Below are 12,527 nucleotides of genomic sequence, written 5' to 3' on the forward strand. Positions count from 1 at the left end.
TTATTTATTATACCGCCTTAATGAAATGAGTCTGGTGTAGAGCAATTGCACAGAAAGCTTTATTTATTTCTCAAATAAATAAAGCTTTCCGTTCTCTGCTGTTTTAACCTTCGGCCCTGTAAATCCCCTTTTTAAAAGTTCTTTCTCCATAAACATCATTAACGCAGCATGGCTCACAATAAGCACATTCTCCCCCCTTCCAATAATGTTCTGTCAAAGACCGTACTTATGCGCCTCTTAACCTCTTCTATTTCTAACCGTGTTTTATGATTCATCATCCACGATACTTTCACTAGAATAGCCCATACTAGAAAAGGCAGCCTCATATTTATTTTGAACTGAGGCAGTGGAATTTCTCTTAATTCTTTCATCCTTATAATGTTACCCCTGTAAATTTTCTCCGCCGTCTTTACTGCTCTGGGCATATCGCTTGTGAGGCATCTCTGCCACTCTATATCGCCTAAATCGGTCTCCCCTTCTTCTATATCCGCTGCATCATATTCTTCAAACCATTCCACTAATTCCGTTACCGTTAAAAGCTTTTTCTCCGGAAACCCTTTTTTCACCTTGAAATGCCGAACCAAACCAACCTTCATTCCCTTTCATCCTTCCTTCGAAAAAATCCGAGAGCCTATAAATCTAAAACAGTTTCGTACCTAAAACATGATCAAGCGGCACACAGCCTATCACTCTGCTGTCGCTTTATATCATCTTCAAGCGTGCGCTTCTGTTCAACACGGCTGTCGATAATCACGACATCTCCGTAGTGGGGTTCTTTGTTTAATGTATGCGATAATTTAGATATGTAGATGTGATCCTCATTATGCAATGTGGGCTCCATCGAACTTCCTAAAACCTTGGTGGGCTGAAATACAAATGCGCTTAAAATCGTAACGAATAGGACGGGAAGAATAAGCCACTCCCCAACCTCTCTTATTATTTTCATGATTTATCCTCCATATTTTAAAAGTCGGTATACACACTATATTAAACGGATGTTTGCCAAAAAAGGTTTTAAAATCACTCATAAATTTTTCTCACGTGTTTATCCGCTTGAAAAACCCGCCCATATAAGCAATAATAAAACTAATTAAAGGGATAAAAGCCCGGGAGATATCAGTTGAAGATATCTTCCGGGCTTTTTTATTGTAAAGAAATTTCCAAATGTGAAGGAGGAAGAATAAATGAACACATTGGTCGAATACAAGTGGATGATTCTGGCGGGCCTTGAGGTTTTAGCCTGGTTAGCCACTTTTTTTTATGCTTTATGCCAGATATGGTATGAAATCAACTCTCTGGTTCAGGGTAGGGGCGGTACTCTTTGCCGCTACAGGAGTTATCCCACAGGTGGTTATGGGAATCATCAATTATATGTTTACCCGGGAAGTAGATTTATTCACCCTCATTATCGTGGGTCTTATCATATATGGGGCAACCATTGGCAAGAAGCAGGTTGCGAAGATGGATGCATGGGCCCGGGGCAAATTCTCAAAAGGGGATGACACCGCCTGAAGAAACGCTTGCAGGTGCTTTTTATAATTTTCTCTGTTTCACAAAAACAAGATAAAGAATAGGAATTGCTCCCACGGCATATAACCCAAGAATACCAAGAACAAAATAAGGCTTATTAATGATATTATCATAGACCCAGTTCCACATAAGAACACTGTCTCCCATGCTTTTTTATTTCCTTTAATCACCGTTTTTTTTCTTAGCTTCACCGAAGCACATATTTTTCAAACAGAAATACGGGAAAATATTTACTAAGTGAAAACGGCAGAGTATAGGCTCACTCCTTAAGAACTGCAGCATACGGCGCTCTATCCTTTACGTTCAAACTTGGGTAGAATAATACTTAGGAAATTTTCCACAGGATTAATAATGCCCATAGCGAAAGGATTATCATCGAATGGAAAATAACAGCATTATTGAACATAAAGTAGGGAATGCAACATTCTCCTGGAATACCCAAACAGGAAAGCTTTATTTTGATGGTGTAGAGTGTATTTTATTCTGGTTAAGCCCGGCATTCCAATTGCTGCTGGATGCAATCGAAGAAGTATCAGGTCAAGAATCCGCAACCGTGGTGTTAGAGACCGCAGGCTACCGTATGGGAGAGACTGTTGCCAACCACTATGCGGGCAGTGTAACAAAATTGGTGAGTGAGTTACCCCGTACCTATGCCGGGGCCGGCTGGGGGAAAGTTGAAATTCCTTACTATAGCCTGGAAGAGAAGAAGGCAACAACGCGAATTACAGACAGCTGGGAATACAGGATTAATCAAGTGCAGGGAAAAACAAAGATTGGCTCTTTTTTCCCCGGTCATTGGGCGGGAATTTTCAGCTCGCTGTTTAATGAAAATATGTGGTACCGGGTGAATAAAAGCCAGATTGCCGGGGATGAATACGATGAAATTGAATTTTTCGCCTCCCCTATCACCCCACAGCAAAACATTCATGACTTCATTCGCCAGAACGAACAACGAAAGATTTACGAATTAGAACAAACGGTTATCGAACGGACAAAAGAGCTGAATTCACTCATTCAAGATTTGTCTGCCCCGGTTATTCCGGTTTTGGAACACATCATTGTCATTCCCCTTATTGCAAAGTATGATGCGAAACGTGCGGATGAGCTGCTGGAAAAAGCGCTCTATGGCGTAAAGCAGCACAATGCAAAATACTTGCTGCTTGATTTGACCGGTCTGAAGCAAGTGGATGAGTATACGATCCAGCTTCTGCATAAATTAAGCCAGGCAACAAGGCTGTTAGGAACCCAATGCATCCTGGTCGGTATGTCGCCTGAGCTCGGCCAGAACATTGTAGCTTCTAACTATGCCATTGATGAAATCATAAGCTTTTCCACGCTGCAAAATGGCATTTCCTATGCTTTAATTCAAGAAGACATGCAGATTCTGAAAAGAAAATAACCGAAAGCCTGGCCATTCATCGGCCAGGCTTCTCTTCTTTCAAAGGATACACTTAGTTAAAACCATATTTTTTCAGGATTTCTTTGCCTTTCTCACCGGAAAGGTAGTTTAAAAATAGTTTTGCTTCATTCGCATGGGCCGAGTTTATTATTACAGCTCCCGGATATACAATCGGTTTATGCCATTCCGGCTTGGCTATAGCGATTTGCTTTACTTTTTTTGAGATTTGAGCATCGCTCGCATACACAACTCCTAAATCGGCGTTCCCCAATTCCACATACGTAAGAACCTGGCGCACATCTTTTCCTAATACAAAACTGTTCTGCAGCTTGTCCCACAGTTTTAGCTTTTCAAATACTTCCTTCGTATACCGTCCAACAGGCACGCTCTCAGGCTCGCCAATAGCGAATTGTTTAACCTTGCCAGGATCTATGTTTTCGAAGGACGAAATATTCAGCGGGTGCTCCTTATTGGTTATCAGGACGAGCTCATTTTTCGCAAAATCCATCCGGGAGTCTTTTGCAATCAGGTTCTTGTTCTGCAATTCATCCATATCTTTTTTACTGGCGGATAAGAAAAGATCGGCCGGTGCCCCCTGTTCTATTTGCTGGGCCAGCTTCCCGGAACTTCCAAAGCTATATGTTACATTTATGGCATGATGCTCCTGTTCAAATGATGTTTTAAGTTCGTTTAACGCATCGGTTAAGCTGGCTGCTGCCAAAATGATGATTTCCGTCTTTTGAGCACCGGTTGACGGTGAGGACATTGGTGCCGCCTTTTCATTCGTTGAACAACCCAAAGGAGCGATTAACAATAGCAGTATGATGAATACGAAACCAATTCTTTTACACATAAAAAAACCTCCATAGAATTCTCCGTTTCTAACAATCAATTATAACGACTTCCAACGGTTTATAGCTAGATGTAAGAATAAACAAATAGCCGCGTGCCATGCTGCGGCAAAAGAAAAAGCTATACCAGCCATGATACTTGCCGTTCCTATTTTTCACCATATAGAATCTATTGTTGTATGTTCATTTTCAGGAGGAGGCAGAAAGATGGAGCACAAAAATTATCATACACACAACATGGAATTTATTTATTGGCAGAATAGACAGCAGGTGCACCGGCACAATTACTCGATTATGACTTCGTACAGTCAGAATCACGCTCATCAGATGCATGGGGTAACATCCGCTGATCCTGGCGATATAGACAACCATGTTCATTATTATGAAGGTATGACGACCTTTATGGACGGTCATGTTCATTACTATCGCGGAATGACCGGACCGGCCATTCCTCTACCCAGCGGGGGGCATATCCACGAGTTTGCTGGCAGGACCTCGTACAATGATATGCACACCCATAATTACCACGGAAGAACAGGGGCAGGCTACTAGCATGATCCGCGTCTCTTTATCCATGTAACCAGTTCTGAAAAATCACGTGAAAATGGCTTATGAAAAGGTTTTAAAATAGCCTCTCTTTGTTCACCCTAAAGAAACAAGGAGGAGGTTTTTTTGTGAAAGATTGGCTTTATACACATGTCATTACTTCTGGTGCTTATCTCGTTGCCGCACCACTTATTATACTTGGCTTTATAATTCTTACCTGTTATAAAATCGTAAGTATGCTTAATAAAAGGTAATTTAAATAAGAAAAACCCCTTATCATCAAGGGGTTTCACACTCTCGCTCCCTCACATTCAGAACAGCACCCCTAAATTTCGAATTTAAAGAAGTGCAAAAACATTGGTAAACCGTATTGGACCCTATAGTTGAAAAGCCTTGAATTTACTGAGTTTATCCATTAGTGTATTCATTTTGATTAACATGATTTACTTGTGTGCGTGGTCACTTTGGTGGTCAATGTGGTCAAATACAAAAGCTTGGTCAAATCGACCGGGCTTTTTACATATCCCAAAAATCTTCTGCTTTAACATATGGAGTAGCATGCAGAATGCCGGACTCGCCTACATCTTTATTCAACTTTCACTGCTATTTTGAGGGTACCCACATGATTCGGTGGCAGTACGGTTACTCGCTGATGCTGGATCATCCGCTCAATTAATCGGAACGCATCTCTGAGGATGAACCTGCACACCGTTCATCGTCACCGCGAAACCAAGCGGTGTATGTATCTTTATCAAATCCGTCAAACACGAGGGTGTGACCTTGCTCGCATTCCGGTTTTCCTTCGGGGGAGCAGTGCTCGGGAACCGGTACTTTTTCGGGGTTGGGGACGCCAATAAAAGTACGCCAAGCTTGATTTTTCGGTTCTTTCAATTGCCTTTCCAGTTCTCGAAACGAGGATATCTCCGGACGTGTAAAGTACAGGTAGTGCATCCGAAAGGAGACTCTGGGATCGACCGGAGGGCGACCGCCATCCTTGTAAAGTGGAGCGATCTTCTCGATCACAATCGTGTCATCCACATGATTGATGTAGTCAATCAGTTCCGCATCAAAACCGAGTGTGTTATAGTAGTGGTAGGGTAGCAGCTGTAGCTGTAAATCCATGAAAATGCACCTCGCGTTTTTGTTTTCCATACCCATAAGGGGTACATTTTGAACAGGCTCTCATATGGTAAATATATAATGAAATAGAGGATACCCCGCTGCCAGATAGGTAGCGGGGATTTTTGTGTTACATAAAAAAATAACAGCCTAAGCCGGTGGGTTCTGTTGCATCGTTGCTTTAATTTCTGCAAGTTGCGCTTCTAGTTGAGAAATTCGATCCAACTTTTCTTGATTTGGATCTGGAACAGGTGCTACAGGTTCGGGAGGAGCCTCTTAAACGGTTTGGTCTTGTGGAGCTTCTTGTTCGTCTGTTTTCACAGAAGCATCTGTTTGTGCTTGGACCGAAGTATCGAGCGTCATCATTTCAAGTGGTATTGCAGTAATAACAGAAGGTTGTTTGGCATCTACATACGCTTGACCAAATATGTACGCCATAATAACACCCGCCATTGACATTACGCCCTGTTCCGGAATATGAAGACCGAATCCTTGGTTTGCGACAATAAGAGCTGCAATTACAATGGCCATCCATAATTTGCGTGATTTTAATTTCCCCATGTGTATAGCCTCCGTTTTTGGTTTATTAGGATTCTAACGCTTTCCAGGTTTGAGGACCGACAATACCATCCATTTGGAGCTTTTTTGCTTTTTGGAAGGCTTTGACCTGTGTAGTTGTCTTTGGTCCAAACAATCCATCGGGGGTGGTTACAAATCCCTTCCGTGTTAAATCCTTTTGAAGTCGGATAACATCCGCTCCTTTATCTCCTTGTTTTAAAACAGAGGAGGGGATGTGAACTGGTGGTTTCTCAACTTTCGATGGAGCAAAGTCACGATAGGCCCAATTCAGATCAACATCTCCGTTGATGCCATTTACACGACCTGTTGATGTGTATTGCCAGATATCTGCGCTTTGAATAAGATTTCCTCCGTAATGGGCAATCCACTTGGCGAAAGGCGCTAACTTTGAGGCATCCAAAGCGGAACTCATAAAATATTCTCCCGTGTAAATCATGGCAAAGTATCCGGCCTTCTCAATAGCTCGGAGGAATACCACAGCGGCATCTGTTAACTCTGCTTGGCTTGCCCCTTTTTTATTCTCTTCCAGGTCTAAAACGACAGGGTAATCAAAAGAGATTCCTGCAATTTTGCCGAGGAAATATTGCACTTCTGCTTGTGCTTCAGCTACATTGCTGAATTTAGCATAATGGTACGTTCCTAAATGGATTCCATTCGCTTTGGCACCTGCTGCATACTCGTTGAAAGTAGGATCAAAGTAGGTTGTCCCTTCCGTTGCTTTTATGAAGACAAACTGCACACCATCTGCCGCGACTTTCTGCCAGTCGATGTTTCCCTGCCAGTGGGAAACGTCGATTCCTTTTATTTGGGTCACTTTATTCAAGCCTCCTTTTATTTGATTTATTTTATTCAAACCTGCTTTAACTTGTCCCATTCTTAGTATTTTCGGGCTGATTACCCTGTTCTTCTTGTTTTCTCATAGCTCTTTGTGTTTTGGCTGCAATTTCAGAACTAACAAACTTTACAACCGAATCAGGGATAAGCCTTCCCCAGCCTGCGCGATAGGCGTTTGCTGTTGCACTCTGCCAATAGTGGTATATAAGCCCGAATGTCATAGCATAGAAGACAAATCCTGGTGTATTCATTGCCTTATCAAGCAGGTTCCCGAACATCGGAAACGGTAGAATGAGAACAGAGTACAAAAAAACCCTTGCAGTCCATATTCAGATGAATATGTTTTGTCTTTATGCGCTGCAGCGATACCTGCAACCCAATCCATTCCTATGGTTAAAAGAAAAAGGTAAATAATCGTTACTCGTCCTCGCCATAAACCAAATTGATATACGGCGTTAGAGATAACCCCGCACTAGCAGCTATTGTATTTTCTTTGGTTATTAAGGTATCGATATTTAACTGGGACAGACTAAATCTCTTCATATTTTCTCCTCACCCCCTTTCTATAGGGGAATAAAAATAGGAGCCACTAAGGGCTCCTGTAAATGTATTTTTTAACTGTCTGTTAAGGTGTCCACCAGTTACCGGATACGGTAATCAGGGACAATAGACGAATGCTGTCATTATAGTAATTGCTGTCTCCACCTACAGCCGGGCTTCGTTCATCATAATTTGTGGCCACTCGCATCCATAGGTTATTGAGCCATTCTTGATTTTCGTTTCCAACCATGGCGCTCACCATAAAGGGGGCAGTAAAACACATATCCACCCAATCGTTTACCGGGGTTCCATCAAGCTTGTACACGGCCATAATGCGTGCTGGGTCATCATTCGTTGACTTGCGTATCCAACTGTTGAGCTTGTCCATTTGTGTACGGCTTGTATTGTCTCCTGTCAGGACAATATCCGTACCTAATCTCCAAGGGTCCCGGCAGGCATTGAAAGTATGCCATCCGTCATTTTCAGATTCCATCCATACGTTCGATTTGCTCGAAACAACAGGTCCGAACTTTTTCAATTTCTCATCATACTGTACAAAGTCAGCGAGAAGCCCTGTATTTGGGCTGTAATCGTTGTACAGCTGGTTTATTATACCTTGTGTTGATTTAAGCACAGTAGACCATCTGGCATCACCTGTCGCTGCTTCATAGGCTCTAAAATGATTCAGCATCCAGTCGCTTGAACGAGAAGCTTCGCCAAACTTAGCGTCGCTTTCCGATTGCCAGTCACCCATTTTTAAGATATTCAGCTTGTCATGCACGATATCTTCCATAAGCGCGTTGATAATCTTCACAGCTTCTGCTTTGTAGTCATACTCTTTATTATTTCCCCACTGTTTGTCAGCCAGAAGCAGGGCATATGCAATATCCATATCTCCGTCCGTTGCCGAAGACATTTTCCCAGGCTGGTCATCAATCATCCTGCCTTGGTTATTTCGCACTTGTCGCCACGCCATAAAAGCAGGGTTTATATTGGATGGGTGTGCTTTGAAGTAACGAAACATACCATCAAAGTACTTTTTAGCATCAACATCATGCCCAGCCATATATGCCATGCTAATCATGCCATAGCCAAGCGCTTCAGAAACAGTATGATGATCTGGGCTGTAACTGATGTAATACTGGTCTAGATGGTCGCTAGGCTGTTTTAAATACTTCGCTTTCCATTGATCATACGCTTTTTTTACTGTCTTATCCATCACCGATTGGCTCACGTTTGTAGGCTTAATAATGCCAGAAGCATAACTCACATGTTGCGGAAAAGGTTTTGTTACTCCTTTAGCAGGTACGGGAATAGGTGCAGGTTCTGGAGTTGGGGTTACGATTGCATCTGGCGTTGTTGGTGTCGGCATTGGTGTAGGAACTAAAATGGGTGAAGTTGTTGTTTTGTTTCTTTTTTCTTGCATTTTCTTCATCTCATCCATGAATTTTTGTATATAACCAGCATACGTGACTGAAGGGATAAAGAGGAGTAAGAGTAAACATAAAAATACTTTCTTCACAGTTTATTCAGCCTTTCTTTGATTACTGTCTTTAATATCGGGATAACTCCCAGTGAGTATTAATTCGACAAAAGAAAAGGAGTTGCTTATATGATTCCTAAATAAAAACGCCTCATTGGGCGCTTATAAACCTTATTATCAGTTTAAACAGGTTTACACTCCATTACTATTAGACGGAAGAAGATTAAGGCAGTTTATCCAACCGTCTTTTATTATATCTTCGTTCCTCCCCCCAGAAAAATAAAAGAAGCACCTAGAAGCTGCTCCTTTTTTGTTACTAAACTGTAGATTCTTTTCGCTAAGAAAGGGTCTATACGATACTTAGTTTACTTTCAATTTCTTTAAAATAATTTACGCTCTGAATCATTGGGGTACAATCACTATAATTCGAGGATTTTAAATCAATCTCGAAAATAAAATCACTGTCCTTAACATATGGTTTTACCATTTCCCAATTAATTTTACCTTTACCTAACGGCAAAGAATCATGAATCATTCCCATGCTATCTACAATATGGAAATAATTTGCGAAGCAATGAAATTTATCTAGGTGTTCTTTTAACTTGTTGTTATCACCCTTCAAGCTAATAAAAGAATGACTAATATCAATATTTAAAGGTAAATTCAGTGGTTCTACGATTTCAGATAACAAGTAGGGGTTTTCTGATGAAAAAATACCATGTATAGTATTTTCCCAGAGAAAAGAATCACCACATATGCTTAAAATTTTTTCAATTTTTTTCCTTGTTTTCATTCTTTTTTGTGAATCGTGATAATCAGTACTTTCGGATAATGCATAATGACAATGAACTACACATTTTATTTTCTCTTGTTTACAAATTGAACTTAAAATCTCGCAAGACCAATCGTAATGCTCACGCATATTTTGATCTGAGCTAATAATATCCAAATATCGTCCTTGATAAGTCATGGGATGATGTAAATAGACTCGGATGCCTTTAGATTTTAAAAGGCGTATTTGTTCAATTAATAAGTCAGTTTCATATAAATTCTTTTCAATTAAATGAAACTCAATAATCTCAGGATTGTATTGAAGCCTATCTTCAATCTGAGTTAGATTGAGAGCAGTCTTTAAACGAATATAATCCACTTTTCACTTAAACCCCTTCCCTTCCTTCTCCCTATACTTTATCAATTTCCCTCATTAAAATAACCATAATATGATTTACGGCATACACACGCAACGATTATGCTGAAGCTTGGCGAACATCCTAAAATTGTTTCTGAACGCCTGGGCCACTCTAATATCCAAATGACGCTCAACTTATATAGCCATGTTACACCCGATATGCAGCAGGATGCTTCGAACCGTTTTGAAGAGACCATGAAAAGTGTCAAAAAGTCACTTTAGTGCGCTAAAGGTAGTCAAACCGTGTCAAAATCAGATTTTCTCGGTTTTTCTTTTCCCTTTAAAAAGAAAAACCCCTTATCATCAAGGGGTTTCACACTCTCGCTTCCTCACATTCAGAACAGTACCCGTAAATTTCGAATTTATGACCCGTAATCCTGAACTCGTCCGGTTGTCCAAACATCGCGTCCAGCGGGCAAGACTTAATGTGCCGGGTCTTCCCGCAGGAAAGGCAAATTAAATGGTGATGGTGGTCTTCCGTCGAACAGCGGAACCGGTATTTCCGCTCCCCGCCAAGCTCCGTCGTTTCTAAGATATTTAAATCCGTGAACAGCGTAAGATTACGGTATACTGTATCAAAGCTCAGTCCCGGATATTGCTCCTGCATATATTCAAGCATGTCACGGGCGGACAAATAGCGCTTTTCCTTCGCGAAGACCCGTACCATCTCTTCTCTTTTCCCGGTGTATTTATACCCTTCCTCTTTTAACAGCTGCAATGCCTGTTCCACAGTCATTACGCATCACCGCCTTTTTAAAAATTACGCAATCTCTTGAATAGCAGAATAAGAACAAGAAGCAGCACGGCGACAAGGACAATCGTTCCTCCTGATGCAAGGTCAAATGTATAGGCGACAATAAGCCCGCTCACAACCGATACCTCACCAAAAATAATCGCATACACAAACGTCTGCTTGAAGCTGTTCGCCAGTTGGAGAGCTGCCGCTACAGGGAGAGTAATGAGGGCGGAAACGAGCAGAATGCCGACAACCTGCATGGAGATGCTAATAACAATAGCTACCAGCACGCTGAATATAATATTAATCGTATTGCGCGGAACGCCGGAAATCCGGGCCCCCTCCTCATCGAACGAAAGGTACAACAGTTCTTTATAAAAAAACCAGATAACAAGTACGACAATGACGCTCGCAATAATAACACGCAGTAAATCTTCCTGCGTAACCGATAGTAGGCTTCCGAATAAATAACCAAATAAGTCAACATTAAAACCGTTAGCAAGGCTAATTAAGACAACGCCGAGTCCTATGCCTGCGGAAAGAATAATAGGGATGGCTAATTCCTGATAAAACCGGTATGCCTGGCGCAGCTTATCCACCATAAAAGCCCCGGCAACGGAAAACAGCATGCCGGTATAAATCGGGCTAATCCCCTTAAATGCCGGAACATACTGGGCCAGCAGCAGGCCCGCCGCGACACCGGATAAGGTAATATGCGACAGCGCATCGGCGATGAGAGACATTCTTCTCACGATAAGAAAAACGCCGATTAAAGGGGCCACAAAGCCGATAATCAGGCCGGAAAGCATGGCATGCTGCATGAATTTGTACGTAAATATCGCTTCTAACATCGTCCGGCTCCTCCTAGTGGTCGTGATGCAGAACATGTACATCATGTCCGTAAGACCGCAGTAAAATTTCCGGACGCATCCGTTCAAACTCTTCCGGATTCCCATGGAAATGAATCCGATGGTTCAGACAGGCAATTGTATTCATTTTCGTGCTGACCGCCCCTAAATCGTGAGAAACAAGAATCATCGAGATTTGTTTTTCTTCATTAAGGTTTCTAAGCAGCTCATAGAATTGCGCTTCGGAATGAGCATCCACACCAACGGTAGGCTCATCCAGAATAAGAACGTCAGGATCGCTAACGAGAGATCTGGCAATAAATACACGCTGCTGCTGGCCGCCCGACAGGCGCCCGATATTGCGGGAGGTAAACTCGCTCATCCCAACCGTCGCAATCGCCTCGTGTACCCGTTCTTTCTCCTTTTTGCCCGGACGGTGGAGCAAGCCGAGCCTTCCGGTTAGCCCCATGGTCACCACTTCTTCCACCGTAGCGGGAAAACCGCTGTTAAAACTGTTTGCCTTCTGCGAAACATAGCCGATTTTCGGCCAGTCATGAAATTTGCCGAGAGGCTGGCCGAACCATTCAATTTTCCCCTGCTGCAGCGGCAAAACACCAAGAATGACTTTAAGTAAAGTAGACTTGCCGGAGCCGTTCGGCCCGACAAGCCCCATCATTTCACCATGGTGCAGCTGAAACGAAATGTCCTCCAACACCTGGTTGGTGCCATAACGGTGTGAAACGTGCTGCACATCAAGAACAGTTGTATTCATTTTATAGTTAACACCCTTTTTATAAATAAGATTGTTTACGATTTATCACTAGTCAAAGTATAAAGGAATGATTACGGTTTGTAAACACAGGCAGCAGGTAT

At 42.1% G+C, this 12,527-nt stretch carries 17 protein-coding genes and 1 pseudogene; 5 read left to right on the plus strand and 13 right to left on the minus strand.

Annotated features, from left to right (window positions below; genetic code table 11):
• Nucleotides 1-63: 63 nt before the first annotated feature.
• The 3 genes from MBEAL2_RS33750 to lepB form a co-directional block, all read right to left on the minus strand.
• Complete coding sequence (locus MBEAL2_RS33750) at nucleotides 64-186, minus strand: hypothetical protein (protein WP_269082515.1); 123 nt, start codon at nucleotides 184-186, stop codon at nucleotides 64-66.
• The gene (locus tag MBEAL2_RS23885) at nucleotides 174-596 is read right to left on the minus strand and encodes a histidine phosphatase family protein (RefSeq protein WP_236692997.1); all 423 of its coding nucleotides are present in this window, start codon (nucleotides 594-596) and stop codon (nucleotides 174-176) included. Before MBEAL2_RS23885 ends, MBEAL2_RS33750 begins: the two co-directional genes overlap by 13 nt.
• Nucleotides 597-667: 71 nt before the next feature.
• Nucleotides 668-946, minus strand: coding sequence for a signal peptidase I (gene lepB / locus MBEAL2_RS23890; RefSeq protein ID WP_052947963.1), 279 nt, complete (start codon nucleotides 944-946; stop codon nucleotides 668-670).
• 335 nt (nucleotides 947-1,281) lie between these two features.
• Between lepB and MBEAL2_RS31320 the strand changes: the two genes are divergently transcribed.
• Nucleotides 1,282-1,512 carry a hypothetical protein gene (locus MBEAL2_RS31320; protein WP_152667909.1) on the plus strand — a complete coding sequence of 77 codons (231 nt, stop codon included), beginning with the start codon at nucleotides 1,282-1,284 and terminating at the stop codon, nucleotides 1,510-1,512.
• Nucleotides 1,513-1,909: 397 nt separating this feature from the next.
• Nucleotides 1,910-2,929 (plus strand): STAS domain-containing protein, encoded by a 1,020-nt coding sequence (locus MBEAL2_RS23895; protein ID WP_047154747.1) that lies wholly within the window; start codon nucleotides 1,910-1,912, stop codon nucleotides 2,927-2,929.
• 52 nt (nucleotides 2,930-2,981) lie between these two features.
• Here the strand turns inward: MBEAL2_RS23895 and modA are convergent, their stop codons facing one another.
• Nucleotides 2,982-3,782, minus strand: a complete 801-nt coding sequence (modA, locus tag MBEAL2_RS23900; protein WP_047154748.1) for a molybdate ABC transporter substrate-binding protein — start codon at nucleotides 3,780-3,782, stop codon at nucleotides 2,982-2,984.
• A 205-nt stretch (nucleotides 3,783-3,987) separates the two neighbouring features.
• Here modA and MBEAL2_RS23905 point away from each other — a divergent pair, with 205 nt between their 5' ends.
• Together MBEAL2_RS23905 and MBEAL2_RS33755 are read left to right on the plus strand one after the other, a co-directional pair.
• A complete protein-coding gene (locus MBEAL2_RS23905; RefSeq protein ID WP_047154749.1) occupies nucleotides 3,988-4,332 on the plus strand; it encodes a YmaF family protein in 345 nt (114 codons plus the stop codon).
• 122 nt (nucleotides 4,333-4,454) lie between these two features.
• A complete protein-coding gene (locus MBEAL2_RS33755; RefSeq protein WP_269082516.1) occupies nucleotides 4,455-4,580 on the plus strand; it encodes a hypothetical protein in 126 nt (41 codons plus the stop codon).
• Between the two features lie 418 nt (nucleotides 4,581-4,998).
• Here MBEAL2_RS33755 and MBEAL2_RS23910 read toward each other — a convergent pair whose 3' ends face one another.
• From MBEAL2_RS23910 to MBEAL2_RS23935, 6 genes are all read right to left on the minus strand, one after another.
• The gene (locus MBEAL2_RS23910) at nucleotides 4,999-5,448 is read right to left on the minus strand and encodes a transposase (protein WP_047154750.1); all 450 of its coding nucleotides are present in this window, start codon (nucleotides 5,446-5,448) and stop codon (nucleotides 4,999-5,001) included.
• A 273-nt stretch (nucleotides 5,449-5,721) separates the two neighbouring features.
• The gene (locus tag MBEAL2_RS32330) at nucleotides 5,722-6,006 is read right to left on the minus strand and encodes a hypothetical protein (RefSeq protein ID WP_047154751.1); all 285 of its coding nucleotides are present in this window, start codon (nucleotides 6,004-6,006) and stop codon (nucleotides 5,722-5,724) included.
• A gap of 25 nt (nucleotides 6,007-6,031) precedes the next feature.
• Complete coding sequence (locus MBEAL2_RS23920) at nucleotides 6,032-6,838, minus strand: GH25 family lysozyme (RefSeq protein WP_052947964.1); 807 nt, start codon at nucleotides 6,836-6,838, stop codon at nucleotides 6,032-6,034.
• 46 nt (nucleotides 6,839-6,884) lie between these two features.
• Complete coding sequence (locus MBEAL2_RS33220) at nucleotides 6,885-7,166, minus strand: hypothetical protein (RefSeq protein ID WP_236693002.1); 282 nt, start codon at nucleotides 7,164-7,166, stop codon at nucleotides 6,885-6,887.
• A gap of 317 nt (nucleotides 7,167-7,483) precedes the next feature.
• The gene (locus MBEAL2_RS23930) at nucleotides 7,484-8,842 is read right to left on the minus strand and encodes a family 8 glycosyl hydrolase (protein ID WP_439644904.1); all 1,359 of its coding nucleotides are present in this window, start codon (nucleotides 8,840-8,842) and stop codon (nucleotides 7,484-7,486) included.
• Nucleotides 8,843-9,230: 388 nt separating this feature from the next.
• Nucleotides 9,231-10,031 carry a TIM barrel protein gene (locus MBEAL2_RS23935; protein ID WP_047154752.1) on the minus strand — a complete coding sequence of 267 codons (801 nt, stop codon included), beginning with the start codon at nucleotides 10,029-10,031 and terminating at the stop codon, nucleotides 9,231-9,233.
• 69 nt (nucleotides 10,032-10,100) lie between these two features.
• Here MBEAL2_RS23935 and MBEAL2_RS30620 point away from each other — a divergent pair.
• Nucleotides 10,101-10,292: pseudogene (locus MBEAL2_RS30620) on the plus strand (tyrosine-type recombinase/integrase); the annotation flags it as partial.
• Nucleotides 10,293-10,383: 91 nt separating this feature from the next.
• Here the strand turns inward: MBEAL2_RS30620 and MBEAL2_RS23940 are convergent.
• Genes MBEAL2_RS23940 through MBEAL2_RS23950 form a run of 3 tightly spaced genes read right to left on the minus strand, consistent with a single transcriptional unit; the run spans nucleotide 10,384 to nucleotide 12,426 of the window.
• The gene (locus MBEAL2_RS23940) at nucleotides 10,384-10,806 is read right to left on the minus strand and encodes a Fur family transcriptional regulator (protein WP_047154753.1); all 423 of its coding nucleotides are present in this window, start codon (nucleotides 10,804-10,806) and stop codon (nucleotides 10,384-10,386) included.
• A gap of 17 nt (nucleotides 10,807-10,823) precedes the next feature.
• Nucleotides 10,824-11,657, minus strand: coding sequence for a metal ABC transporter permease (locus MBEAL2_RS23945; protein WP_047154754.1), 834 nt, complete (start codon nucleotides 11,655-11,657; stop codon nucleotides 10,824-10,826).
• Between the two features lie 13 nt (nucleotides 11,658-11,670).
• Nucleotides 11,671-12,426 carry a metal ABC transporter ATP-binding protein gene (locus tag MBEAL2_RS23950; RefSeq protein WP_047154755.1) on the minus strand — a complete coding sequence of 252 codons (756 nt, stop codon included), beginning with the start codon at nucleotides 12,424-12,426 and terminating at the stop codon, nucleotides 11,671-11,673.
• Nucleotides 12,427-12,527 lie beyond the last annotated feature (101 nt).

The sequence above is a fragment of the Aneurinibacillus tyrosinisolvens genome (assembly GCF_001015055.1).
Classification (GTDB): domain Bacteria; phylum Bacillota; class Bacilli; order Aneurinibacillales; family Aneurinibacillaceae; genus Aneurinibacillus_A; species Aneurinibacillus_A tyrosinisolvens.